A 25,402-nucleotide genomic window follows, 5' to 3' on the forward strand; every position below is an offset into this window, starting at 1 on the left:
AAAAAGGCTGATAGTTTGGTTCTGTCAGCCTTTTCTTTTATGCAGTTTTACAAGTTTATATATTCCACACCTTGTTTAAAAACAATATCTACAGGGATATTCTGTAATCGGGATAAAGCATTTTCCAGTTCAGATGAAACTTTCCCTTGTTCATGAACCCACTTTTCAACTCCTTCATAGTCTCCGTTACCTTGTAAAGTTAGGATTTTATTTGAAAGTGATTGAATAGCTTGTGACATTTTTTCAGGATTAACTGAATAATATCCACTTTCTTCGTCAAAGTTAAAGGCTTGTTGTTCAGCGAAATAATTAAAACGCAACATATTAGCCACACCATGAGCCGAACTCGAACCAAATCGTACCGAACGGAAAATACCAGCCATAAATGTCACATAGTTATCCATCACTTCACCTTCGGTGATTTCACCCATTTCATAAAGTTTTTCAACCATATAAAGCCCTAAAATATCTGCTTTGCCTTCTTCCTGAGCTGAAGCATGCTGTTTCAAAGCAGTCCTGACCGTTCCTTTGCCGTTGATGGTGTTTTTAATTCCTAAGCCGTGAGCAACTTCATGAAACATGGTGTTGCCAAAAAACGCATCAAAAGTGATGTGCTTTCTTTGTTCAGGTGCAACTAGAACTTCAGAAATTGGAACCAAAATTTTATCAAACTTGGCTTTCATCGCATTTTTTAACTGCAATCTTCTTGAACCTTTAGCGAGTTGAACTTTTTCGTCATTTGGTAAGTTAATCGCAATGGTTTTACTTCCGGCATTGGAATGACCGGCATAATACAGCGCATCGTAGGCATTTAAGTCTGAATCAGTTCCCGGAGTTTCAGTTTTATAGGCTTCATCAACCGGCAAACCTTCTTGTAAAACAGGGAGCAATTTTGCAAATTTGCTGAGTTTTTCACTCCATGATTTGTCCTTAATCAATACATAGGCTTCGAAAGCAGTTTTGTAGTTGTAAAGCTGATCTTCATAGTTTTCAATAGGACCGACAACAAAATCAATATCATTGGATTTCATGTCCATCCACGCCATATCACTTTCAAAATACTGACTTGTCATTAATGCTGTTGCTCTGAGAGCCAGATAATCTTTAAACCCTTGGTCTTCAGCAAGTTCAGATGCTTTTATCAATAATTTTGACGCTTTGAACAATTGCTCTGAGTAAACGTCATGATATGGTTTTGAGACTAATTCACCCTTATCATTTCTTTCAACAATAGTGTATAAGCCCGATTTTTCTGGATCATTTGAGGATTCAAATTCTTCTTTAGTCATATCATGAGGATAAAAATTAGCACCAAGTGGTTTTTCACCATAGGATTTTATAAATGATTGATCGCCATTTAGTCGATCCCAAGGTCCGTAATTAATATCAGCTAAGCCTTTTAAGTTGCTATCATCAATTGAATTTAACAATTCATCTTTATTTCCATAAGATTGCAACCAGAACAGCTCATCCATAATTTGTGAAATTTCAATCAAAATCGGAATCATTTTTTTCTGATTATCATTTAGATGTGATAAATCTGAAGTCAATGTGAATTCCGCATAAATATCTTCCAATTGACTGACTTCTTGTGTTTTTTCTACTTTTTCAACAGCAGCAGGTTCGTTTACAGGCTCGACCACCTCTGGCTTTTGGTTTTCCACAGACTGTTTGCTTTCGCTAGTAGCGTTTTCTTTGCTACAAGAAAATAGTGCAGCGAATGTTAATAAAATTATTATTTTTTTCATTATGTATTCTCAATTTTAAATTTCTGAGGAGAACTCCTAAGGAGTTCTCCTATAGTTTTAGTTAAAAGTGATAAGAAACTCCTAAAAAGAAGCCGTCAACGGTTAAGTCACTTTTATAATCTTCAATATCAGGTAAGTCTAAATCAAGGCTTTTATAACCCAAATCTGCTCCAAAACCAAGTTTGCTTTCGTAACTCAAAGCAGCTTCAAAATCGGTGACTTTGGAGTTTTTGAAACTCAAAGCATTCAATTGGATTGAGGTTGAAAATCCTGTAAATGGTAAATCAAACTTTCCTTTTCCGTATAGCATTGGAATCCACTCATCAAATGAGGAATGTTCATCAATAAATCCTTCGGAGTAAAAATCATTGTAACCATCAAAATGTTTAGCTGTAATTCCTAAATCCAAATTAACCCAATTATCCAAAACTTCATAATAAAGCGTGAAATCGGTATGACTTAAATCTGTTTTTGCAAAAACATCAATGGTCTGACCGGGAGCGGAAGTCGCATTACTTAATGAAATAACATCACTCGTGTCAATATTGGTTTGTTTCAGTCCGATATTTGGCAAAAAAGGAACAGCATGTTCCACATTTACATACAGAATGTTTCCATTGGCTTTTGAATAATCAATATCCACATTCTCGTTCTGAGAAATGCCTGACTGAATATTTCCATTGATGCCATAGTTCCAATATTTTGCTCCTGCATAGAGACCGAAAATTGTATCCGCACTCACTGTAGTGGCGAGAACAAGTGCTAGTATTCCTAATTTGATTTTCATTTTTGTATTCCTGATTGGAAAAAATTGAGTTATTTTATCAATTAAAGTTAATGATAGCATAACCCTTTTGTTGCAAATCAGTTAATGCCGTAATTGCAGAGAGTGATACTTTGACAAAATCAAGAATTTCATCACGTTTATATTCTTTAAATTCAATGGATTGACCACAAACAATAATTTCTACACCATGCTTATGAAGTTGTGATAACAAAACTGAATTTGGGTTATTGATACCAAACTGTTTGTGATAGGCTTGATCAGATAAAATATCCTTTGCGGCCGAACCATGTATAACAAGTGCGGCTTGAATATTCTCACTTTTAACTCCGGCGTCATGATGCATATTCAGAAAACGAGCAACAGTGTTGATGCCTTTGTTGATTTTACTTTTATCATCATCAGAGGTATAAACATCAAAAACAGTTTTTAAAGTTTGAGGTGTCGGGTAAGTTGTATTTGCTACCGGTTTAAATGGTCCGTAGTTTTCAATCAGTTTTGATGGCTCATTTGCATAGCCGGAAGTAATTATTAGTGTTGCTAAGAATATAATTTTTTTCATAAGAGTTGACCTGTTTTAATGTTGTTTAGTAATTTCATAACCGTCTTCTTGTATAAGACGCTGAACTGAATGACTCAATAGAAAATCAAAAATTTCCTTTCCTTTTGGTGTGAGCATAATCATTGCTTGTTGCAATGAGTCATCTGAAAAAGTTTGGATACAGCCTTTGTCGTTTTTGGTAATCATAGAGTAGGGCACAAACCCTGCATTTGCAAGATTTTGATGAGTGTATAAATAGGCTTGTGCAGCATTAGAGGTGATGACTGTTTTTTGAGGCTGTATCTTGTTTTCTGTCAGAATTGTTTGAGCAAATTGACCATAAGGAGCTGTTTCAGGATTGGCAATTGCTAGTGAGTTAATATTGTTTAAAACGAACAAGCAATCACCACTATCATCAATAGAAGGAATCCATAAAGCCAGCTTTCCTGTCGCATAAACCTTTGGTTTATAAGATGATTTTAATTTTTCATAAATTATTTTTGTCTTTTCGATATCCGCAGAAAGAAATAAATCAATCGGAGCGCCATTGAGAATTTGATTCGCTAAAACACCCGATGATGCCGATGTGACATGAATTATTCTGTTTTGTGAATCTTTATAATCTTTAAGAATTTTTGAAAGTGTGGGTTCAAAATTACTGGCAACAGCTATTAGAATTTTATCTTCTTTTGGATTGCATGAGCTAATTATAAAAGCTAAGCCAATTACAAAGAAAACTCTCGTCAATTGAACAGCAATCACTTGAGATTTAATTAAGGATGAATCCAATCACGGCTTTTGTCACCATAAACCATGAAAAACGGATTGAGTAAGGATTCTTTGGTGTTGTATTTGAGAGCTTGATTGTCCAGAGTGACTACATGTCCTCCGGCTTGTTCAACAATACATTGAGCCGCTGCCGTATCCCATTCGGAAGTGAGTCCCAATCTTGGATAAAGATCGGCTTTTCCTTCAGCAACCAGACAAAATTTTAATGAACTTCCCATAGAGGTGAGTTCGTGAGTTCCTAAATCCTGTAAGTAGTTTTTCACATCATCTGACATGTGAGAGCGTGAACCAACCACAATAGGGATACTACGAGACGTTTTTTTAACATGAATTTGTTGCCGTTGATTATTTGACTTTTTAAATGCTCCATAACCAAGTGCAGCTGTATAAGAGACATCCTGTACCGGAACATATACCACTGAAACAACGGACTTTCCGTTCTCAATTAATGCAATATTGACTGTAAATTCACCATTTTTCTTAATGAATTCTTTAGTTCCGTCCAGAGGGTCAACCAGCCAGTATTTTTTCCATGATTGTCTTTCTGCAAAAGCAATATTTGCAGATTCTTCTGACAAAACCGGAATATCAGGTGTGAGTTCTTGTAATCCTTTGGCAATCACATTGTGAGATGCTAAGTCAGCTTTAGTCAGTGGTGAGTCATCCGACTTCATTTCAACTCCAAAATCAGCTGAGTTGTAAATTTCCAAAATGGCTTTTCCGGCTTCAATTGCCAGATTTTCAATACTGTTTAATAGATCAATCATTCTTAGTTATTTAATATTTCCAAAGCTTTGTCATAATTTGCTGGGTTTCCGGCCAGTATAGAAGTCGTTTCTAATCCAATGGGTTTGCCTTTTAAGTCGCTAATTTTTCCACCGGCTTCTTTGACTAAAAGGCTTAAAGCTGCAATATCGAGAATATTGACATCGGATTCGATAACCAGTTCCAGCTTTCCGGCTGCTAGCAAATGATAATGATAAAAATCGCCGTATCCACGGGTTTTATGACATAAAGACATGATTTGTCTGAGTTTTTCCCAATGAGTTTTGACTTTTGCCATGCTTCTAAGGTTTCCTGTGGAATAACAACTGTCTTCAGGCTTGCTAAAATCACTTACTTTCAGTGGAGTGTCGTCAATAAAAGCTCCTAAACCTTTTGCAGCCCATGCTGTTTCTGCAAACATCGGAGCGTGTGATAAACCCATGATAATTTCATCTTTATGCATCAAGGCAATTTGGGTGGAGAAAAAGTGATACTCACGCACAAAACTTTTTGTTCCATCAATGGGATCGACCAGCCATATAAATTCAGACTGGCTGTCTGATTGGCCGGTTTCTTCGCCGTAAAAGCCAAAATCAGGAAATTGATTCATTAAAACCTGTTTAATGACTTGTTCGCACTCCAAATCAGCTTGGGTGACCGGTGTCAAATCACTTTTTATTTTCACATCCGGTGAGCATTTGTAATAATGCTTCATGATTTGTTCTGCAGATTTGGCAGCTCTTTTGGCTGTTAATATACAGCTTTTTAGAAATTGTTCATCAATTTCAGTCATCTGTTGTCCTGCCGTAAACGTCTTCCAGTCTTTCGATGTCATCTTCACCGAAATAATCTCCGCATTGAACTTCAATCAAAGCGATATCAGTGTCTGTCGGGTTTTCCAGACGATGGAGTGTGTTTTTAGGAATATAAGTGGACTCATTGGCATTCAGGAGAAATTCCTCTTCACCATTCCTGACTTTTGCAGTACCGGATACCACAGTCCAATGCTCCGAACGCTTTTGATGACGTTGTAATGATAAGACTTGACCTGGTTTTACAACTAGGCGTTTCACTTTGCAATCATCCTCATCTTCCAATATGGTGTAACTTCCCCAAGGACGGTGAACCGTTTGATGAAAAATAGCCGCTTCGTGGTTTTTGGATTTCAAAAACTGCACCACGTCTTTCACACCTTGTGATTTATGTTTATGCGCAACCAATACCGCATCTTTGGTATCCACAATCATTAAATCATCGACGCCGACAGTTGCCACAATACGATCGCCGCTACGAATATAACAACCACGAGAATCAATTGTAATGGCTTTGCCTTCGACACGATTTCCGGAATCATCACTTTCCGCCAATTCAGCCATAGAGTTCCATGAACCTATATCATTCCAATCAAATTTACTGTTGATAACGGCTCGGTTTTTTGCTTTTTCCATCACTGCATAATCAATCGAAATATCGGGCATAGCTGCAAATGAGTCATTATCAAAATGTATGGCATCTTGCTGAAGATTTTTAGATTCAAAACATTTATTAACTGCTGATAAAACATTAGATGAAGTGGTTTCTAGCTCTTCCAATAATTGTTTGACGGTCAAGCAAAACATGCCTGAATTCCAGCTATAATTGCCTGACTCCAGATACTCTTGTGCTGTTTTTAAGTCGGGTTTTTCTTTAAACTCATCAATGATGGCGGCATCCATTCCATCAATGTTTTCAGCAGCTTTGATATATCCATAACCGGTTTCCGGAGCGGTCGGAGCAATTCCAAAAGTAGTAATATATCCTTTAGCCGCCAACTTCGCACTCTCAGAAACATCTTTCTTAAAGGATTCAACATCTTTAATCAAATGATCCGATGGCATGACCAACATGATGGCATCTTCTCCGTATCTTTGTTTGATTTCAAGAGCGGCGAGTGTAATTGCCGGAGCGGTATTTCGCCCCATTGGTTCAAGCATAAAAATTTGCTTGTCCATTTTATCTTTGGCGATATTATTGTATAAATCTCTACAGATAAAATAATAATCTCTGGAGGTGACCGTCATAACCGTTCCATCTTCTGAAACTTCCAGAGCGCGTTCAAATGTCAATTCAGCCAAGGTACGACCATTGGACAATTTCATGAATGGTTTTGGGTAAGCTCTTCGCGAAACCGGCCATAAACGAGTTCCGGCACCACCTGATAAAATAACAGGAATTAATTTCAAGACTCTCTCCTAATTTTTTGCATGCATAGTTGCAAAGACGTTTGCCAATTTGGCATTTTGATATTAAAGGTTTCAAATAATTTGTTACAGTCAAGAACCGAATACGATGGTCTTTGAGCCGGAGTCGGGTATTGACTGCTTGGAATGGCGTTAATTGATGGTTGTTGATCCAGTAAGCCCAATTCAAAAGCATCGGCAATAATTCTTCGGGCAAAACGATGCCAGCTGGTTTTTCCACTGGATGTGATATGATAAATTCCATCAACAGGGTTTAATAATGCCATAGCGACAGCTGTTGCGATTGATTCTGCCGAAGTTGGTGAACCAATCTGATCATCAACAATATGTAAAACATCCCTTTGCTTTGCCAAATTAATCATTGAGTGAACAAAATTATGGCCTCGATATGAAAATACCCAAGCAGTACGGAAAATCATAAACTGACAACCGGAGTCAATAATGGCTTGTTCTCCCTGAAGTTTTGTTTCTCCGTAAACTCCCAAAGGATTACACTCATCATCTTCCTTCCAGGGCTGTTTATTTTGACCGGAAAAAACATAATCAGTCGAAAAATGCACCACACGAGTGTCAGTAATCACTGCATATTTAGCAAAAATTTCGGGAGCAACAGCATTGATTTTGTAGGCAGTTTCTTTATCAGATTCAGCATTATCAACCGCTGTATAAGCCGCAGCATTACAAATTAAATCCGGTTGAATCGTATTGATTTTGTTCTCAATATCTTCAGTGTTACACAAATCCATAGCAATTGTCGGCATTCCTTCAACTTCTTTACCCAAACGTGTTGTTGGAATGACCTCTCCAATGTGCTGTAAAGTTCGCCACAATTCATAGCCAACTTGTCCATCTGCTCCTGTTAAAAGTATTTTCATAGCAAACTCATCAATAGTCCGGAAGTTTATTTGAATCTATAGTTTTTAAAGTGGGAGCGTTTTTGTCTTTCTCTGAAAGCAGAGGATTGTTCAAAGGCCAGTCAATGGCAATCTCCGGATCATTCCAAAGGAGTGAACAATCATATTGTGCATGATATATGTTCGTACACATGTAGGAAAAAACAGCAGAATCTGACAAAACACAGAAACCGTGAGCGAATCCTTCAGGAATATAAAACTGTCGGTTGTTTTTAGCCGAAAGAATTTCTCCATGCCATTGTCCGAATGTTGGAGAACCTTTACGAATATCGACGGCAACATCAAAAACTTCACCCTCAATAATCTGAACCAACTTACCCTGTGCATGCGGATTCTGAAAATGCAAACCTCTCAAAACACCTTTGGAGGATTTTGAAAGATTGGATTGAACAAATTTTGCATCCAAGCCGGCATCTTTATATCGCTGGTAGTTCCATGTTTCCATAAAAAAACCACGTTCATCACCAAATACTTTTGGCTCAAAGACCATAGCTCCGGGAAGTTTAGTTTCAATAGTCTTCATGAATATCAGCTACCAAACTGAGTAAGTATTTGCCATAACCGTTTTTCTTAATCGGTTGCGCCAGTTTTTCAACCTGATCAATATCAATCCAGCGTTTTCTGAATGCAATTTCCTCAGGACAGGCAATTTTAATTCCCTGACGCTTTTCGATCGTTGCTATAAAATTACTTGCATCCGTTAATGAGTCGTGAGTTCCTGTATCCAACCACGCGTATCCACGTCCCATCAATTCTACCATCAATTGGTTCTGTTGCAGATAAACTTTGTTGAGATCAGTGATTTCCAATTCGCCACGAGGAGATGGCTTGAGTGATTTTGCAATATCACAAGCCTGATTATCATAAAAATACAAACCGGTAACGGCATAATTGGATTGAGGTTTTTCAGGTTTTTCTTCCAATCCAATGACCTTGCCGCTGGAATCAAATTCTGCCACACCGTATCTTTCAGGGTCATGAACACGATAGCCAAAAACAGTAGCGCCGACTTCTCTGCAATGAGCCCTCGAAAGCAAGTCCATCATTCCTGAACCATGAAAAATATTATCTCCCAATATCAAACATGAAGGATCGTTTCCGACAAATTTTTCACCAATCAGATAGGCTTGTGCCAATCCACCGGGATCCGGTTGCACCGCATAAGTTAAATTGATTCCCCATTGCGAACCATCACCAAGCAATTTGACAAACAATTCCTGCTCATGAGGTGTGTTGATGATTAAAATATCCTTGATTCCGGCAAGCATCAGCGTTGTCAAAGGATAATAAATCATCGGTTTATCATAAATCGGCAACAACTGTTTACTGATTGAATGAGTCAGAGGGTACAGACGTGTACCTGAACCTCCGGCTAAAATAATACCTTTTCTATTCATAAATCTAGTTACCTAGTCTTTGACCTTGATATGAGCCATCCAGCACCCGATCACACCAAATTTTATTATCTAAATACCATTGGACAGTTTTTCTGATTCCGCTAAAGTTTCTTCCGGTTTCCAACCCAATTCATTCTGTAATTTTGACGAATCAATGGCATATCTTTGGTCATGTCCCGGCCGGTCTTTTACGAAAGTGATTAAGTCTCTGCGAGATTTGCCGGAATTGGGAGCAACTTCATCGAGAATATCACACAACGTATGAACAACTTGAATGTTTGTTTTTCTTCATTGCCGCCCACATTATAAACTTCGCCGATTTTGCCTTCTTTTTTCAAAACCGTTTCAATCGCTTTGCAATGATCAGTTACAAAGTTCTAACCAATCCGGGAATATTTTTACCATCACCATAAACAGGTAAAGGCTCAAAGTTGGAGAGCCTTGGTAATCATCAATGGAATTAACTTTTCCGAAACTGATAAGGACCATAATTGCTGGAACAATTTGTCGTCAAACCGGCAATCCGTATGTATGAAAATAAGCTCGAACCAAATGATCGGACGATGCTTGTGTGAAGCCGAATAAGGTGAATTTGGCGAGTAGGGTGTGGTTTCTGTAAATAAGCCTGTTTCTCCCAGTGAGCCATAAACTTCATCGGTAGAAACATGCAAAAACCTGAAATGATTGTCCGAATCTGCTGGGATTGATAATAATTCAAGGAATTCTTTAACAGGTTGAATGTTCCCAAGATATTCGTCTGAATAAAATCATCCGGAGCATCAATTGATCGATCGACATGGCTCTCAGCCGCAAAATTAACCACAGCATCGGGTTTGTATTTGTCGAATATTTCGCAACCAAATCATTATCTGTGATATCACTCCTTGATGAAAACATGGTTATCATTATTTTCGAGTTGCTTCAAGGTGTCCAGATTTCCCGCATAAGTCAATTTGTCCAAATTGATTACTCTTACATTGTTTTCGAGAACCTGACGAAGAACAAAATTCCCACCGATAAAGCCGGCTCCTCCGGTCACTAACCAAGTTTGTGTCATATTCACACTAATTTAAAAGGATTATATCATAATGCAAATATCATGAATGTTGCATGGTTGAAAAAAGCAAGAAATAATACATAATATCCTTTCAAACAATTAAGAATGCCTTTTTAGAGAAATTAAATATGCCTTTTGACGGAAAATATTTTTCCAAACAACTCCCGCAGAAGCTGGAATTTACCAAATGTTTAATGAATTTGGTAAAGTTATCTATGTGGGAAAGGCACTAAATTTAAAAAACCGGGTTTCCAGTTACTTCACGGGAAAAGCACGAGATTCTAAAACCATGGCTTTGGTTGAATCAATCGCAGATATCAGGTTTAGTATCACCTGAACGGAAGGCGAAGCTTCCGATTCTGGAAAACCAACTCATTACAGCACAAACCGAAATACAATATTTTACTCAAAAAGACGGTAAAAGTTATCCTTATATTTATTGCTCAGAAAACGAGGATGAGTTTCCCAGACTTGAATTTCCGCAGAGGAACTAAACAGGGCAAAGGTCGCTATTATGGACCTTCCCGAGTGCTCAAGCGGTTCGTCATACACTCAACCATTTACAAAAATTATTCAAAGTCAGACAATGTAATAATGCAAACTTGGCAGCAACCGTTCCAGACCTTGTTTACAATATCAGATTAACCGTTGTTCCGCACCGTGTGTGGGTTTTGTTTCTAGCGAAGATTATGAACATCAATTACATTTTACCAAAAAGAATTTTTACTAGGAAATTCTTTAAATGTTATCAATGAGTTAGTTGAAGAAATGCAAGTAAAATCGACTCATATGGAGTTTGAAAAAGCCGCTGAAATTCGTGATCAGATTAAGGAACTTAAAATCATCCAATCACAACAGGTTGTTGAAAGTTCCAACAGTATGAATCTGGATATTTTTAGCATTACCAGCGAGTTAGGAATATTTATTGTCACTATGTCGGCGGTTCGTGGTGGTTTGCTACTCGGCCACAAAAATTTCTTTCCAAAAACGCCAAAACAAGAAAGCACGGATGAAGTCTTACAGGCTTTTATTTCTCAGTATTATCAGGACAAGCCGATTCCCGGCACAATCGTAATCAATATCAAATTGTCCGAAAAAAAATGGTTGGAAACAGCTCTTTCACAAGTTTCGCAATCCAGTGTGCAAATTATTTCCACTCCTCGTGGTGATAAAAAGAAAATGCTGGAACTCAATATCACCAATATGAATAATGCCTTGGAATTGCATATTTCCAAGAAAGCCAACTGGCAACATAAATGGCAAATGTGGGTGAAACAGTTACAGCTCAAAAATCCACCAAACAGAGTCGAATGTTTTGATATTTCGCATGTTTTTGGTGAGCAAACCAGAGCTTCATGTGTTGTTTTTGACATGAATGGTGCCAAAAAAAACATGTACCGGAATTATAAAAATATCCGACATCACCAAAGGTGATGATTATGCAGCCATGGCACAGGTGATTGAAAAACGCTTGGAATCTCTGAATAAACACAAATACGATTATCCTGATGTTTTTTTAATTGACGGTGAAAATAAAGGAATCAAGCTCAAAAGATTCTAAATCAAAACAAAATTACCAATATTGAAATCATCGGCATTGCGAAGGATGAAAACCGCAAAGCAGGAGAGGAAAGACTATTTGTGCTTAGTCAAAACATTATAGTCAAGCCGGAATCCAATTCTTTGCTTTCCCACATGGTTCAGTATATTCGTGACGAAGCTCATCGCTTTGCAATCACAGGACACCGAAAAAGCATTAGCAAAATCTCGTAAAAAATCATTACTGGAAGGGATAGATGGTATCGGTGAAAAGCGTAGAAATTTGTTACTGCAACATTTTGGTGGTCTTCAAGGATTGAAAAAAGCCGGTGTGGATGAGATGGCTCAATTAAATGGAATTAGTCGTGAAATTGCACAACGATTATATGAACATTTACATTAGTTGATATATAATATTTCTGTTTAAAATATTCAGAATAATTCAGGGGATGTTATGACCAGAATCGCTTTTGTCGGACTTGGAAATATGGGCGGTCCGATGGCTGAAAACCTTATTAAAAACGGACATTCATTAACAGTTTACGACTTAAATCATGCCGCTGTGGAAAAACTGGTTGATTTAGGTGCGAAATCAGCTGATACCGCAAAATCCGCTATCACCAATGCACAAGTTGTTATTTCAATGCTACCAAACGGCTCAATTGTTAAATCACTTTATACCGGAAAAACCGGTTTGGTGAATCATTTGTCAAAAGATGTGCTGGTGATTGATAGTTCCACTATTGCTGCGGATGATGCCAGAACCGTTGCTCAGGCCTGTAAATCCAAAGGAATCAGCATGATTGATGCTCCGGTTTCCGGAGGAACTGCCGCAGCACAAGCAGGGACTCTGACGTTTATCTGTGGTGGTGAAAAAGAGGATTACGAAAAAGCGAAGCCAATTCTACAATGCATGGGTAAAAACATCTTCCACGCTGGAAGTTCAGGAGCAGGGCAGGTCGCCAAGATTTGTAATAATATGCTTTTAGCAATTCACATGATAGGAACTTCTGAAGCTCTGAATATGGGTGTTAAACAAGGTCTGAAAGCCGATGTTTTATCACAAATTATGAAAGCCAGTTCCGGTAATAATTGGTCACTTCAAGTTTATAATCCATTTCCGGATGTAATGCCGAATGTACCATCCAGCAATGATTATCAAGGCGGTTTTATGGTTAATCTAATGAGTAAAGACTTAGGCTTGGCTCAAGAACTTGCCAGTAACCACAGCCCGATTCCTTTAGGCTCAGCTGCTGCACAATTGTATGAATTGCATAAATACAACGGTGCAGGGATGAAGGATTTTTCCAGTATTTTACAAATGTTGCAGGATAAAAGTTAAATTTGTTTCTGTGATTTTTAGGAAATTACCTTTAACAGCAAATTAATACTAATGTAATAAAAGCAATGTACTATCTGATATGCAGAATAGATACATTGTTATGTTGACGAGTATATTTTTGAGCGACGGTAATATTGAAACAAGTGATTACAGAGAAAAACTATTTTTATTTGAGCAAAAGAAAAGATATCGAAAAAAAAAATAATTTCTCTACTTAAAGATTCAACTCTGAATACCAAATTAAAGTTGAACGATTAAAAGTTTTCTGTAATGAGTCTTTTGATTGATTATTTATACTCCACACTCACCAAATAGTAGGTTTTAATTCCACCGGGAGTCTGGACTTCAATTTCATCATCGACCTCTTTGCCAATCAGTGCTCTGGCAATAGGTGAAGAGATTGAAATTGACCGTGACGATGTCAGCCTCGACATCACCAACAATTTGATATTTAACGATATTTTCATCGTCATCTTCAAGTTCCACAGTCGCGCCGAAAACAACTTTATCGCCGACATTTAAAGAAGAAACATCTATAATTTGAGCATTGGAAATAGTCGCTTCCAGAAATTTAATCCGAGCTTCATTTAAGCCATGCTCTTCGCGTGCCGCATGATATTCGGCATTTTCTTTTAAATCACCGTGTGCACGGGCTTCTGCTACCGCTTCAATAATTCTTGGTCTTTCAACGGTTTTTAATCTTTTTAATTCTTCCGATAATTTCTCTGCACCCTTTGCAGTCAATGGAGCTCTGCTCATCTATTTTTCCTCAATTCAGTCCTGTTCACCAAATCATGCAATTCATCGAGTGAATAAATTTCTTTTATATTCAAATGCTTATACGCTTCCAATGTTGCTGCAGCTCCGTATATGGTTGTCGAATAATTAATTCGATGCTGCAAGGCTTCTCTGCGTATGGAATAAGAGTCCGAAATGGCTCTTGATCCTTCGGTTGTGTTGATGATGAAGTCTATTTCATCTGACTTAATTTTGTCAACAATATGAGGGCGGCCTTCGGCAACTTTATTCACTCTTTCGCAGTATAAACCATGTTTGCGCAGTAAATCACAAGTTCCGCCGGTTGCAACCAGTTCAAAGCCCATTTGTTGCAATTTTTCAGCTAAAGGGACAACTGATTTTTTATCGGCCTCTCTAACGCTGATAAATGCTGTTCCTTGCAGTGGCATGTGAGTAGCACTGGCTTGTTTGGCTCGTGCAACAGCCGCGCCAAATGTCGGACCAACGCCCATGACTTCACCTGTTGAACGCATTTCAGGTCCGAGAATCGGGTCAACCCCGGGAAATTTGAGGAAAGGAAAAACCGGCTCTTTGATTGAAAAGTGTTTAAGATTCAAACGCTCTTTCACCCCTTGTTGTTTTAAGCTGACTCCTGCCATGCATAATGCTGCAATTTTTGCTAAAGCCAAGCCGGATGCTTTTGAAACAAACGGAACTGTTCTTGAAGCTCTGGGATTAACTTCCAAAATATAAATATCACTTCCCTGAATAGCAAATTGAGTGTTCATCAAGCCGACAACCCCCAATTCTTTTGCCATGAGTCCAGCTTGTCGTCCAAGCTCTTCCTGAACCTCTTTGGATAACGAAAAAGGAGGAATACAGCAGGAAGAATCACCCGAATGCACACCGGCTTGCTCAATATGCTCCATAATTCCGCCAATCAAAATATCCTCACCATCACATATTAAGTCAACATCAACTTCAGTGGCATGATCAAGGAATCGATCCAATAAAACCGGTGAATCTTTGGAAACCTTAACGGCTTCATGCATGTAGTTATTCAATTCTTTGTCGTTGTGAACAATTTCCATGGCTCGACCACCAAGAACGAATGATGGCCTGACAACCAGCGGATAACCGACTTGTGAAGCCAAATTCAGTGCTTGTTCTACACTTTTGGCAATTTGATTCGGAGGTTGTTTTAATCCTAATTTATCTAACATGGCTTTAAACAACTCTCTGTCTTCCGCCATATCAATGCATTCCGGTTGTGAACCTATAATTGGTACACCGGATTGTTTTAATTCAGTCGCAAGATTTAGTGGGGTTTGCCCACCGTATTGCACAATCACGCCCATTGGTTTTTCCAGATGAACAATTTCCATCACATCTTCGTGCGTCAATGGTTCAAAAAACAAACGATTTGCGGTGTCATAGTCAGTTGAAACCGTTTCAGGATTACAGTTCACCATAATAGTTTCAAATCCGGCTTCTTTCAGCGATAAAGCCGCATGAACACAGCAATAATCAAACTCAATTCCTTGCCCAATTCGATTCGGACCGCCACCAAGAATCATAATTTTCTTATTATCAGTTGGCTCAGCTTCACAAAATTGCTCGTAAGTGGAATAAAAATAGGCGGTCGGAGAATCAAATTCAGCCGCGCAGGAATCCACACGCTTGTAAACCGGACGAATATTCATTCCATGTCTGATTTTTGTTAATTCAGATTCGGATATGCAAAGCAATTCGCTGATTTTAGAATCTGAAAAACCATATTGTTTCAATACTAAAAGTTGTTCTTTAGAGAGCTTATCAACAGGATAACCATTCAAGGCTTTTTCAATATTGATTAAATTTTCAATATGATTTAAAAACCAAGGGTCAATTTTAGAAATCTGGTAAACCTCTTCAATGCTATAACCCAAGCGGAAAGCATCGCCAACGTATAAAAGCCTGTCAGCAGTTGGTTCTCTCAGTTCTTTGTTTAAATCAAAACCTTCATCAATATCATCCTGATTGATAAGTGAACCCAAACCATTCAGGCCTGTTTCCATACCTCGAAGTGCTTTTTGCAAGGATTCGCTAAAATTGCGCCCAATAGCCATCACTTCACCGACAGATTTCATTTGTGTGGTCAAATGATCATCCGCATTGGCAAATTTCTCAAACGCGAAGCGAGGAATCTTTGTAACGACATAATCTATACTTGGCTCAAATGAAGCCGGAGTTGCACCACCGGTGATTTCATTTTGCAATTCATCCAAAGTGTAGCCAACAGCTAGTTTTGCTGCCACTTTGGCAATTGGAAAACCGGTTGCTTTCGATGCCAATGCTGAGGAACGTGAAACACGTGGATTCATCTCAATAACAATGACTCGACCATTTTCCGGGTTGACTGAGAATTGAACATTTGAACCGCCGGTATCCACACCTATTTTGCGTAAAACAGCCAAAGAGGCGTCTCTAAGCTCTTGATACTCCTTATCTGTCAGTGTTTGCGCCGGTGCAACAGTGATTGAATCACCGGTATGAACACCCATAGGGTCGAGGTTTTCTATCGAACAAACAATGATGCAATTGTCGTTTTTGTCACGGACAACCTCCATTTCAAATTCTTTCCAACCTAACAAAGACTCTTCAAGCAGAACCTCGGTCGTCGGTGATTGCAACAAACCATTTGCGGTAATTTCCTCAAATTCCTGAAGATTGTAGGCAATTCCACCGCCGCTGCCACCCATAGTGAACGAGGGGCGAATGATTACCGGATAGCCGATTTTTTTCTGTGCCTCTCTGGCTTCTTCGATATTATGAACCAAAAATGATAAAGGTGTTCCCAGTCCAATTTCAGTCATTGCTTCCTTGAACAATTCACGATCTTCCGCCATATCAATGGCTTCGCGAGTGGCTCCAATCATTTCCACATTGAATTTTTCCAAAACACCTTGTGAAACCAAATCCAACGAACAATTTAACGCTGTCTGACCACCCATTGTTGGGAGCAGAGCATCAGGACGCTCTTGCTCAATAATTTTAGCGACTGTTTTCCAGTTGATTGGCTCGATAAAAATTTTATCCGCCGTTTCCGGATCGGTCATTATCGTTGCCGGATTTGAATTTACCAAAATAACCCGATAGCCTTCATCGCGTAAAGCCTTACAGGCTTGTGTACCGGAATAATCGAATTCACAGGCTTGTCCAATCACAATCGGACCGGCTCCCAATACCAGAATGCTTTTAATGTCGGATCTTTTAGGCATTGGCATTCTCCTGCATTTTTTCTATGAACGGCATAAATATTTTCTTGGCATCATGGGGTCCGGGACTGGCTTCGGGATGTCCCTGGAAGCTGTAAGCAAAACAATCGGTTCGACGAATCGCCTGAACTGAGCCATCAAATAATGATTTGTGAGTGATTTGTAAGGTATCAGGAATATCATCTTCAGAAACTGCAAACCCATGATTTTGCGAGGTAATCATCACTTCCTTTGTTTGTAAATCCTGAACGGGATGATTAGCTCCATGATGCCCGAATTTCATCTTTTCAGTTTTTGCTCCGCTGGCTAATGCCAGAATCTGATGCCCCAGACAAATTCCAAATACTGGAATTTTTGTATTCAATAACGCTTTGACATTCTCTATGGCATAATCACAAGCTGCAGGGTCTCCCGGACCGTTTGATAAGAAAACTCCATCCGGTTTCATATCCAGAACAGTTTGAACATCGGTATCTGCTGAAACGACATGCAGTTCACAATTCAAGGAAGAAAGAATGCGTAAAATGTTATGTTTAACACCATAATCATAACAAACCACTTTAAATTTCCTGGTATTGGACTCAGCAAATTGATTGGAGGTTAAGTCGAATTCCCCCTGTTGCCATTGATAGGGTTTGTCACAAGTCACTTTGATTGCTAAATCCAGATTATTCAAACCCTCAAACTCTTTGGCTTTTTGTAAAGCTAACTTCTCATCAATATTTTGATTCATGATGCAACCATTAAGTGCACCTTTAGTGCGCAAAATTTTTGTCAGTTCACGAGTATCCAAATTGGCAATTGCCATGATTTTGTTTTTTTGTAAGTATTCCTCAAGTGACTCCTGCATTCTCCATGAACTCGCCAGTTTGGGTAAATCCTTAATAATCAATCCTTTGACATAAGTCTTATCCGATTCGTTATCAGCTGAATTACAACCGGTATTACCGATATGAGGATAGGTGAGGGTGACGATTTGTTCACAATAAGACGGATCAGATAAGATTTCCTGATAGCCGGTCATTGCTGTGTTAAAAACAACTTCACCAACAGAAAAACTAGTATCAATGTCTTGATAACCTATTGATATTCCATGAAATATTGTTCCATCTTCGAGAGCCAGAATGGCTTTTTTTTGCCCAGCGAAAAGCACAGAGTCTAAATTATCTACTTGCATAAGATCAGGAAAAAGAAATATTAAGCTGGGAGTGTATTCTAAACTAAACGTGGTTTTTAGTCTAAGTATTCTTGGATTATTTTAGTTGGTTTTAGAAATTATGGTTATAAGCTGTATTCCAGTTGATTTTTAATTCCGGAATACAGCAAAAGTCTCTTTCAAATTTAGTTCGACTTGATAAACTCTTCTAATAACTTTGAATTTTCAATACCCTCATCTGACGAAAAAGGCTGGAAGCTGATAAAACCGCTTGTTAAAGAAGCAACTGAGTAGGATTTTCCGCTTTTTAACGGTTTAAATGTGAGAACTGTAGAGTCATTTGCCAGCTTATTGGCTAATTCCAGACAGTATTCTTCAATTGTACCGTTAAAATATTCGGGGACAGTTTTTAGCCCCACTACGATATTTACACCGTTTGTTTGCTGTTTAACCAGTACTAATCTCATATTTTTGTTATCTTGTGGTGTCATATCATTATTTCCTGCAAATGTGTTAAATGTTAAAAGTACAAATATTAGAGCTAAGAATTCATTCATATTGTTCACTGTTTTGGTATTATGATTTATTACGAAAATTAGGTATTTTTTATGACATCGAAATTCAATCATTTGAAACCCGACTAATGATAACTTCGCCATTTTGTTCTTTTAATAACAATTTGGTTTTACCGAGATTGAGTTTGACCTGAGAATTTATTTCTAAATTTAGTTTTTTTGGCTGAATATTCAAATCAGGTGAGAACCATAACGTGTCTGGGTGATATAAAAAACGAGTTCCGTAATAAAAATAGTTGGTGAGATGTCTTGAAGTCAGTAAGTCAGGTCGATACTTTTTACCATCTTTATCTGCAATTTCAGGTCGCATAAACACAACAAGCGGTTCAACGGAAGCAAATTCGATGATGTATGGAGCATTGATAAACTGTTTTGTACCTTCATCAGTTCCAACGTAAGAACCGGATTTTGGCCATAGCTCCAAATAATTGTTTTCTTTAAAAAATTCATCAATCATTCGTCCATAAGCCGAGGGATTTGGTCTCGATGTTTTGGTAACCCAACGCCAATGTGTTTGGTATCCGGTTGTGGAAAACGGAGCAGAGGTTTGTTTGGTTTCTAAAAAGACTTTAGTATCAGCATCACACCAAGGCAGATCTCTGTCGGTATCTAACTGTTGTTGCCAGCCATTGACCGAACAAGCACCCAAGTACAGACACAATGCCAAAAATAAAATGACCATTATAATTGTTGTATTCATAATTCACTATTTAAAGACTTTCTAATAGTGAATTACGAATTTATAACAATATTTATGACATTGAATTCAAAATTATTGGTTATTCAAAGCCGTTTTTAAAGATCAAGTCAAAATCATAGCTGAATAAGGTTGGGTCATTTTCACCAGTTTCTGTCGGAACGTTATTACAATTTGGATCAGGGTCAATTCCGTGTTCCGATAAATCATAGATAATTTGGCCCATATCTTCTGCTTGAATCTCAATCTGAGATAAATAATTGCCCAAACCAAAGCCTTGATCTACAACATGGGTGATGTCAACAGTCATTCAGAACTGTGCCGTCGCCAGTCCGTTAAAAGTTGAACTCATCGCAGTAAACATATTGGTATCGGCACTGCCGTCATATCCCGGGTTTAAGCTAACGGTGCCACCATTAGCAACATGAAAAGGTGGAGTTATGTAAATAAATTATTTCAATATCAATAAGATATAAAGAGTTTTATTTATGTATAATCCTGATAAGATTTTTCTTCGGTTAAATCGGAACCGAGCAGGGCATTCACTTCTTTTTTAACGGTTGCACGTTTGTCATTTTGGAAATACACACTACGGGCAATCTGAATAAATTCATCGTCAAACTCTTTTTTCATTTCTTTCATGCGAATAGCATCTTCAATATTCCAAAGGTCTTGATTGACGTTTGTGAGTTGAGATTTTAAATCGTCAAGTTGTGAACTTGATTCAACATTTTCTTGCCATGTTTGAGTCAAAATATGGAGTTCATGATTGACATTCTTGAGTTTCTCAGCATCGCTAATATGCTTGGCTTTGATTTCCAAAATAGTAATTTTATCGAGTAATTCTCCAAAAGAGACCGGTGCTGAAACAATGTTCATATTATTTTCCGACTTAAAAATCCCGAATTATACTTAAATTTAGGGTAAATTTCTTTTGATATTATGCTTTCGCAGGTTAGACTTTGTTTTTTTCTATATTGTTAATGAATTCTTGATAGCTTCAAACTATAAAGTTTCTTTAAATAGAATTCTTCTCATTATCCTGTCTTTTGTATTTCTAACAAGCCCTGCAAATAGTCTTACACAATGGCAAAAGATAAAAGAGAAAGGATATTTAAGCTGGATTACTCGCCCCAGTCCGTTGACTTATTACAATTCATTGGATGGTATTATTGGATTGGAGCATGATATTCTCAAAGGTTTTTGTGAGGAAAATAATATCAATTTGATAACATTGTCAGCAAATTCCAACTATGAACTTTTCAAACGATATGATAGTGAGAATATAGACATAGTCGGTGGTCATTTGAGCTTGACCAAAGAAAGATTAACAAAATATAAAGCATCTGATGCTTATGATAAAACATCTGTTCATATCATCAGTTCATTAAGAAAACCCAAAATCAGAGGCTTGGAATATTTGCCGGAGTATCGCGGTGTGGTGCTTGAGAATTCGTCCTATGGTGCTGTTGCTACATCGTTGATAAAAAATCAACAGGCGAATATTGAACTGTATAATGGTGAAAGTATTTATGAACTTTTACAAGATGTCATGTATGGAAAAATAGATTACACACTGGCAGATATTGGCATTTACAATATTTTTAGAAGTTATGTCCCTAAATTAAGGTTAGGTCAAAAAGTATCTAATGAACAGAGTCTGGTTTTTTATAATAAAAATTTAAATGATGACTCTCTAATCGTAGAACTGAATAAGTATCTCAAAAAATACATCTTTCAGAACAAAGTCAATCGCTACAAGAAGTTTCTGCAACAAACTCTGCCCAAAAGCAAGCCGGCTGATACCGTTCAATTTATGAAAAACTATAACAAGCGGTGGCAAGAAGTCAAACCTCTTATTGATACCGTTGCTGAGAAATATGGCATCAATCCTATATTACTGGCCGCTATCAGTTATCAAGAGTCACACTGGAATGCCGATGCGGTGTCTCCGACATTGGTCAAAGGGTTGATGATGTTGACAAAAGCGGTTGCAGAGGAACAAGGGGTCAAAAATCGCTTTGACCCTTTCCAAAGTCTCGAAGGCGGTGTGAAACATTTCCTTAAAATGAAACAAACCATTCCTGAAAGAATTTCAGAACCGGACAAAACTTACTTTGCCTTGGCAGCATATAATATTGGTTATGGAAACCTAGAAAAAGCGAGAGTCATTACTCAAATGAATGGCAAAAACCCGGATATTTGGGAAGATGTCAAAGAACATTTACCAGAATTGAATGATATGGATGGATTTAATGTCGATGGTAAAACGGCGGTTAGATATGTTGAAAACATCCGTGTTTATCAAAAATTGTTACAATGGAAACAACAAATATAGAAATGTTTATTAACTATTTATTCAAGCTAGAATTAATGATAGAATCTTTTCAGTTTGACAGTGTTATAAAAAATGAGCTTTGAAATAGGACATGCTACACATACCGGAATTAAAAGAGATCACAATGAGGATACTTATGGTGTGGGTGAAAACATCTGGATGGTCGCTGATGGTATGGGAGGTCATGATCATGGTGAATTAGCCAGTGCAATGGCGCGTGATTCAATATTACATCATTATCAATCCGGAGAAAGCCTTAAGGATTGTATTATTCACTCTAATCAAACAATCATTGATAGCTCCTACGAAAGAGGTGGCGACTTGCCGATGGGAACAACGGTTGTTATTCTAACTGTTAGAGGTCATAAATTTTATGCGGCATGGGTGGGCGATAGTCGGATTTATAAGTTAAGAAACGGTAAATTATCCCCAGTATCAACTGATCACTCTTATGTTCAGGAATTGGTTGACCAAAAACTAATAACGGAACAACAAGCAAGAACGCATCCTCACCGCAATGTCGTCACACAGGCATTGGGTGTAACCGATAATTCAGAAATTCATATTTCTCTGGCGGAAGGAGATTTACTTTCAGGTGATAAATTTTTGCTATGCAGCGATGGATTAACAGAAGAAGTCGAGGATAGCATTATTGAGGAAATCATGTCTAAGCCGATACATCCTCAGGAAATTACCGATCATCTCATGGTTGCAGCCTTGAAAGGTGGCGGATCGGACAATATTACTGTTCTTGTAATTGAAAATAAAGATTAATCTGATTTTCTAATTTTTTGAATTTTATTCCAATCTGTTCTGGTGTTTACATTGTAAAATATTTCACTTTCTATTGAATGCTGGATTGACTTGGCATTAAGTTGTTTAAATAAATTTTGAATTGATAACTTGTCACTTTCTATTAATGATTTCATCTTTTGCCTGTTTTCAAGTGAGTTTTTGATTGTAAAAGGAAAGACTTGACCAGAAAAGTAGGAGATATCGTATTTTGCTGACATCTTCATCAATTCCAAGACCACATCAACCGTGAGTAGAGGCATGTCAACCGGAATAAAAAGTAAATAATCGGATTGAATTTCTTCCATACAAGTCAAAATGCCACCTAAAGGGCCTTTGTTTTTATATTTGTCGACAATACCGCTTTGACCACTAACTTGTATTTTATTGATACCTGATTTTTGAAGCAAATCTAAAGAATTTTGCAGAAATGTTTTTGAGTTGAATATCAATTCAGACTTATTTTCACCCATGCGAAGAGACTGTCCGCCGCAAAGAACTACACCACAATAATCAACGTTTATAGAATTTTTCATTACTGAAATATTATAAAAGTCAGGTACGATGTTTGGGAAGTATTTTAATTTGAATTATAATTTACCTGCTTATTTTTCTAATTTAAATTATGTCTCATAAACAATCTATGCCATTTAAACCATTGAATATTGTTATCCATACTGTGAGTGACACTCGCACCGAAGAAGATGATAAATCAGGTGCTGTTCTTAAGGAGCGACTTATACAATCTGGACATCGCTTGGTTGAAAAATTAATTACCAAGGATGATGTTTTTCATATTCGTAAAGTGGTGAGTGATTGGATTTTCAGAGATGATGTTGATGTGATACTTATCACCGGGGGAACCGGTTTCACTATTCGAGACAATACGCCTCAAGCTGTTGAACCTTTATTAATTAAAAAAGTGGACGGATTCGGTGAATTGTTTAGACAGATTTCTTATGGTGAAATCGGAACTTCAACGCTGCAGAGCAGAGCTTTGGCCGGAATTTCCAATGCCACTCTGGTGGTTTGTATGCCTGGTTCACCAAATGCTTGCAAAACCGTTTGGGATAAAATTCTTGTCGAACAACTCGATGCCAGTCACCGTCCGTGTAATTTTGTTGAGCATTTAGCAAAGAACTCAAGTAAATAATAAAACGTCCTGTCGCCCTGAACTCGTTTCAGGGTCAATCTAATTTTTTATAGAGTCAATATTAATATCTACATTTGTTTCTTGTCTGAGTGGAATTGTTTGCTCAGAAGACAATAAATCACCTTTCTGAGCCATAGCATTACCGCTAAAGCTGATTCTTGCACCAATGACCACCTCTTTGAATTCACTTAATTTTCGATTCGGTTGTAAATTTTGAGCATCACTCATTGAAATATTCATTGGGAAATCAGAAAGTTGTATCGTTTTCTTTATTACAGCAATTGGCATTGGCATACCTTGTGTTTCTTTGGTGTAAATGTAGAGTAGTGCTTCTTTTCCTTGTAACTGGGATTTCAACGACTCAGAAATATCAACCGTTGCAGTGATTAGAGTTTCATAAACAGGTTCTTCAATGAGCGGCATATCCAGTTTAGAACGAATGTCATTTAATTGCTCAGCAAGTTGCTTTTTCGCACCTTCATCACTGATCATTTCATACAAACCGGTCCATAACTCAAGTGTTTTTGCATAATCCTGCTTTTCGTAGAATGTCATACCATAAAGCCAGATTGCTTTTTGATTTTGTGGATTGAGTTCATAAGCTTTCGCTAAATACTGTTCGGGTTCTCCCAGAAAAGTTCCTTTGTTGTTTTTTAAAGCAATTGCTTCGGCGAGTTCTGTGAGAATCACTGATTCATTAGGAGCCAACTCATTGGCTTTACTATAAGCTGTGACTGCCTTATCATAATTTTTCATAGAAAACTGAGTTCGTGCCAACAGCATTTGACCATCAATATCATCCGGATTTTCTTTGAGCTTTTCTTCCAGTTGAGCAACAGCTTCTTCTAAACTCATTTGTGGTTGTTGTGAGTTTTGCTGGGCTATATTTGTAGTCATCGCCTGGGGTGTCCCACGTTGAGTGTAGAAGTAAATACTCAAAGGTAGTGCCAGTAATAAGATAACAGCAATAAGCTTGAAACTGTTGTTTTCTTCTTTTTGCAACACATGAGCCAGTTTTGTCTCATAGTCTTTTCGATCATCCGCTGATATAGATTTGTCTTTGATTTTTTTAATCAGATATTTTTGTGCTTGTAAAGAATCATTGGATGTGCCTTTATAGAACAACCAAAACAGGAAAATGCCAACAATTCCGATTCCGAAAAAAATCAAATAGGTTTGCAGAGTCATGATTTTTCCTCGGTTTTGCTGTTTTTACGAATGCTGATAATAAGCACAGAAGCGGCAATCAATAATACGATAAAAGGCATAACCCAAAGCATAATTGTATCCATGCGCATGGGCGGAGAGTAACGCACGAAATCTCCATATCTTTCAACCATATAATCGGTAATTTGTTGCTGATTTTGACCTTGTTTGACCATTTTAGCGACTTCATTGCGTAAATCTTTGGCTAATCCGGCATCAGAGTCTGCAATATTTTGATTTTGACAAACCAGACAACGTAACTCTTCTGTGAGTTGCTGATAATCGAGACGTTGTTGTTCGGTATCAAATTCGTGAATGTCAATTGCATTTGCGAACGCAGAAAAAAACAAAAAGATTAAGATAGGTTTTCTCAT

The 25,402-nt window shown here is 37.7% G+C and carries 25 protein-coding genes and 2 pseudogenes; 6 read left to right on the forward strand and 21 right to left on the reverse strand.

Going from position 1 to position 25,402, the window contains the following annotated elements; genetic code table 11:
- Positions 1-47 precede the first annotated feature (47 nt).
- From R3F25_00205 to rfbB, 11 genes and pseudogenes are all read right to left on the reverse strand, one after another.
- Positions 48-1,748 (reverse strand): Zn-dependent hydrolase, encoded by a 1,701-nt coding sequence (locus R3F25_00205; GenBank protein ID MEZ5495254.1) that lies wholly within the window; start codon positions 1,746-1,748, stop codon positions 48-50.
- 61 nt (positions 1,749-1,809) lie between these two features.
- Complete coding sequence (locus tag R3F25_00210) at positions 1,810-2,535, reverse strand: TIGR04219 family outer membrane beta-barrel protein (protein MEZ5495255.1); 726 nt, start codon at positions 2,533-2,535, stop codon at positions 1,810-1,812.
- 37 nt (positions 2,536-2,572) lie between these two features.
- On the reverse strand, positions 2,573-3,094 hold the full coding sequence (locus R3F25_00215) for a DsrE family protein (protein MEZ5495256.1): 522 nt from the start codon (positions 3,092-3,094) through the stop codon (positions 2,573-2,575).
- A gap of 15 nt (positions 3,095-3,109) precedes the next feature.
- On the reverse strand, positions 3,110-3,862 hold the full coding sequence (modA, locus tag R3F25_00220) for a molybdate ABC transporter substrate-binding protein (GenBank protein MEZ5495257.1): 753 nt from the start codon (positions 3,860-3,862) through the stop codon (positions 3,110-3,112).
- On the reverse strand, positions 3,847-4,629 hold the full coding sequence (cysQ, locus tag R3F25_00225; GenBank protein MEZ5495258.1) for a 3'(2'),5'-bisphosphate nucleotidase CysQ: 783 nt from the start codon (positions 4,627-4,629) through the stop codon (positions 3,847-3,849). The genes modA and cysQ overlap by 16 nt, the downstream gene beginning before the upstream one ends.
- Positions 4,630-4,631: 2 nt before the next feature.
- Positions 4,632-5,420, reverse strand: a complete 789-nt coding sequence (locus R3F25_00230) for an inositol monophosphatase family protein (protein ID MEZ5495259.1) — start codon at positions 5,418-5,420, stop codon at positions 4,632-4,634.
- On the reverse strand, positions 5,413-6,849 hold the full coding sequence (locus R3F25_00235) for a mannose-1-phosphate guanylyltransferase/mannose-6-phosphate isomerase (protein MEZ5495260.1): 1,437 nt from the start codon (positions 6,847-6,849) through the stop codon (positions 5,413-5,415). Before R3F25_00235 ends, R3F25_00230 begins: the two co-directional genes overlap by 8 nt.
- Positions 6,846-7,742 carry a dTDP-4-dehydrorhamnose reductase gene (gene rfbD, locus R3F25_00240; GenBank protein ID MEZ5495261.1) on the reverse strand — a complete coding sequence of 299 codons (897 nt, stop codon included), beginning with the start codon at positions 7,740-7,742 and terminating at the stop codon, positions 6,846-6,848. Before rfbD ends, R3F25_00235 begins: the two co-directional genes overlap by 4 nt.
- Before the next feature lie 10 nt (positions 7,743-7,752).
- Complete coding sequence (gene rfbC / locus R3F25_00245) at positions 7,753-8,304, reverse strand: dTDP-4-dehydrorhamnose 3,5-epimerase (protein MEZ5495262.1); 552 nt, start codon at positions 8,302-8,304, stop codon at positions 7,753-7,755.
- Entirely contained in the window at positions 8,291-9,178 is an 888-nt protein-coding gene (rfbA, locus tag R3F25_00250; protein ID MEZ5495263.1) for a glucose-1-phosphate thymidylyltransferase RfbA, read from the reverse strand. The genes rfbC and rfbA overlap by 14 nt, the downstream gene beginning before the upstream one ends.
- A 4-nt stretch (positions 9,179-9,182) precedes the next feature.
- Positions 9,183-10,235, reverse strand: a pseudogene (gene rfbB, locus R3F25_00255) (dTDP-glucose 4,6-dehydratase).
- 747 nt (positions 10,236-10,982) lie between these two features.
- On the opposite strand from rfbB, the gene R3F25_00260 reads away from it, so the two are divergent.
- The 3 genes from R3F25_00260 to mmsB all read left to right on the forward strand — a co-directional run bounded on the left by R3F25_00260 (position 10,983) and on the right by mmsB (position 13,116).
- A complete protein-coding gene (locus R3F25_00260; GenBank protein MEZ5495264.1) occupies positions 10,983-11,669 on the forward strand; it encodes a UvrB/UvrC motif-containing protein in 687 nt (228 codons plus the stop codon).
- A gap of 277 nt (positions 11,670-11,946) precedes the next feature.
- Entirely contained in the window at positions 11,947-12,177 is a 231-nt protein-coding gene (locus R3F25_00265; GenBank protein MEZ5495265.1) for a helix-hairpin-helix domain-containing protein, read from the forward strand.
- Positions 12,178-12,228: 51 nt separating this feature from the next.
- Entirely contained in the window at positions 12,229-13,116 is an 888-nt protein-coding gene (gene mmsB, locus R3F25_00270) for a 3-hydroxyisobutyrate dehydrogenase (protein MEZ5495266.1), read from the forward strand.
- Positions 13,117-13,403: 287 nt separating this feature from the next.
- Here the strand turns inward: mmsB and greA are convergent.
- The 7 genes and pseudogenes from greA to R3F25_00305 all read right to left on the reverse strand — a co-directional run bounded on the left by greA (position 13,404) and on the right by R3F25_00305 (position 20,418).
- A pseudogene (gene greA / locus R3F25_00275) lies at positions 13,404-13,875 on the reverse strand (transcription elongation factor GreA).
- A complete protein-coding gene (carB, locus tag R3F25_00280; GenBank protein ID MEZ5495267.1) occupies positions 13,872-17,114 on the reverse strand; it encodes a carbamoyl-phosphate synthase large subunit in 3,243 nt (1,080 codons plus the stop codon). The pseudogene greA and the gene carB overlap by 4 nt, the downstream one beginning before the upstream one ends.
- Positions 17,107-18,288, reverse strand: coding sequence for a glutamine-hydrolyzing carbamoyl-phosphate synthase small subunit (gene carA, locus R3F25_00285; GenBank protein ID MEZ5495268.1), 1,182 nt, complete (start codon positions 18,286-18,288; stop codon positions 17,107-17,109). Before carA ends, carB begins: the two co-directional genes overlap by 8 nt.
- Positions 18,289-18,452: 164 nt before the next feature.
- A complete protein-coding gene (locus R3F25_00290) occupies positions 18,453-18,824 on the reverse strand; it encodes a hypothetical protein (GenBank protein MEZ5495269.1) in 372 nt (123 codons plus the stop codon).
- Positions 18,825-18,888: 64 nt separating this feature from the next.
- Complete coding sequence (locus tag R3F25_00295) at positions 18,889-19,542, reverse strand: hypothetical protein (GenBank protein ID MEZ5495270.1); 654 nt, start codon at positions 19,540-19,542, stop codon at positions 18,889-18,891.
- Positions 19,543-19,621: 79 nt separating this feature from the next.
- Positions 19,622-19,849 (reverse strand): hypothetical protein, encoded by a 228-nt coding sequence (locus tag R3F25_00300; GenBank protein MEZ5495271.1) that lies wholly within the window; start codon positions 19,847-19,849, stop codon positions 19,622-19,624.
- A gap of 176 nt (positions 19,850-20,025) precedes the next feature.
- Positions 20,026-20,418 carry a DUF6165 family protein gene (locus R3F25_00305; protein MEZ5495272.1) on the reverse strand — a complete coding sequence of 131 codons (393 nt, stop codon included), beginning with the start codon at positions 20,416-20,418 and terminating at the stop codon, positions 20,026-20,028.
- Positions 20,419-20,530: 112 nt separating this feature from the next.
- Between R3F25_00305 and R3F25_00310 the strand changes: the two genes are divergently transcribed.
- The gene (locus tag R3F25_00310) at positions 20,531-21,877 is read left to right on the forward strand and encodes a transglycosylase SLT domain-containing protein (GenBank protein ID MEZ5495273.1); all 1,347 of its coding nucleotides are present in this window, start codon (positions 20,531-20,533) and stop codon (positions 21,875-21,877) included.
- 72 nt (positions 21,878-21,949) lie between these two features.
- Positions 21,950-22,651, forward strand: coding sequence for a protein phosphatase 2C domain-containing protein (locus R3F25_00315; GenBank protein MEZ5495274.1), 702 nt, complete (start codon positions 21,950-21,952; stop codon positions 22,649-22,651).
- Here the strand turns inward: R3F25_00315 and R3F25_00320 are convergent.
- Positions 22,648-23,205 (reverse strand): molybdenum cofactor guanylyltransferase, encoded by a 558-nt coding sequence (locus R3F25_00320; GenBank protein ID MEZ5495275.1) that lies wholly within the window; start codon positions 23,203-23,205, stop codon positions 22,648-22,650. The genes R3F25_00315 and R3F25_00320 overlap by 4 nt on opposite strands.
- A gap of 89 nt (positions 23,206-23,294) precedes the next feature.
- Between R3F25_00320 and moaB the strand changes: the two genes are divergently transcribed.
- The gene (moaB, locus tag R3F25_00325) at positions 23,295-23,822 is read left to right on the forward strand and encodes a molybdenum cofactor biosynthesis protein B (GenBank protein MEZ5495276.1); all 528 of its coding nucleotides are present in this window, start codon (positions 23,295-23,297) and stop codon (positions 23,820-23,822) included.
- A gap of 39 nt (positions 23,823-23,861) precedes the next feature.
- Here moaB and R3F25_00330 read toward each other — a convergent pair whose 3' ends face one another.
- Together R3F25_00330 and R3F25_00335 are read right to left on the reverse strand one after the other, a co-directional pair.
- The gene (locus R3F25_00330; GenBank protein ID MEZ5495277.1) at positions 23,862-25,010 is read right to left on the reverse strand and encodes a tetratricopeptide repeat protein; all 1,149 of its coding nucleotides are present in this window, start codon (positions 25,008-25,010) and stop codon (positions 23,862-23,864) included.
- A complete protein-coding gene (locus tag R3F25_00335; protein MEZ5495278.1) occupies positions 25,007-25,402 on the reverse strand; it encodes a cytochrome c-type biogenesis protein in 396 nt (131 codons plus the stop codon). Before R3F25_00335 ends, R3F25_00330 begins: the two co-directional genes overlap by 4 nt.

The sequence above is a fragment of the Gammaproteobacteria bacterium genome (assembly GCA_041395445.1).
Taxonomy (GTDB): Bacteria; Pseudomonadota; Gammaproteobacteria; order Xanthomonadales; family Marinicellaceae; genus NORP309.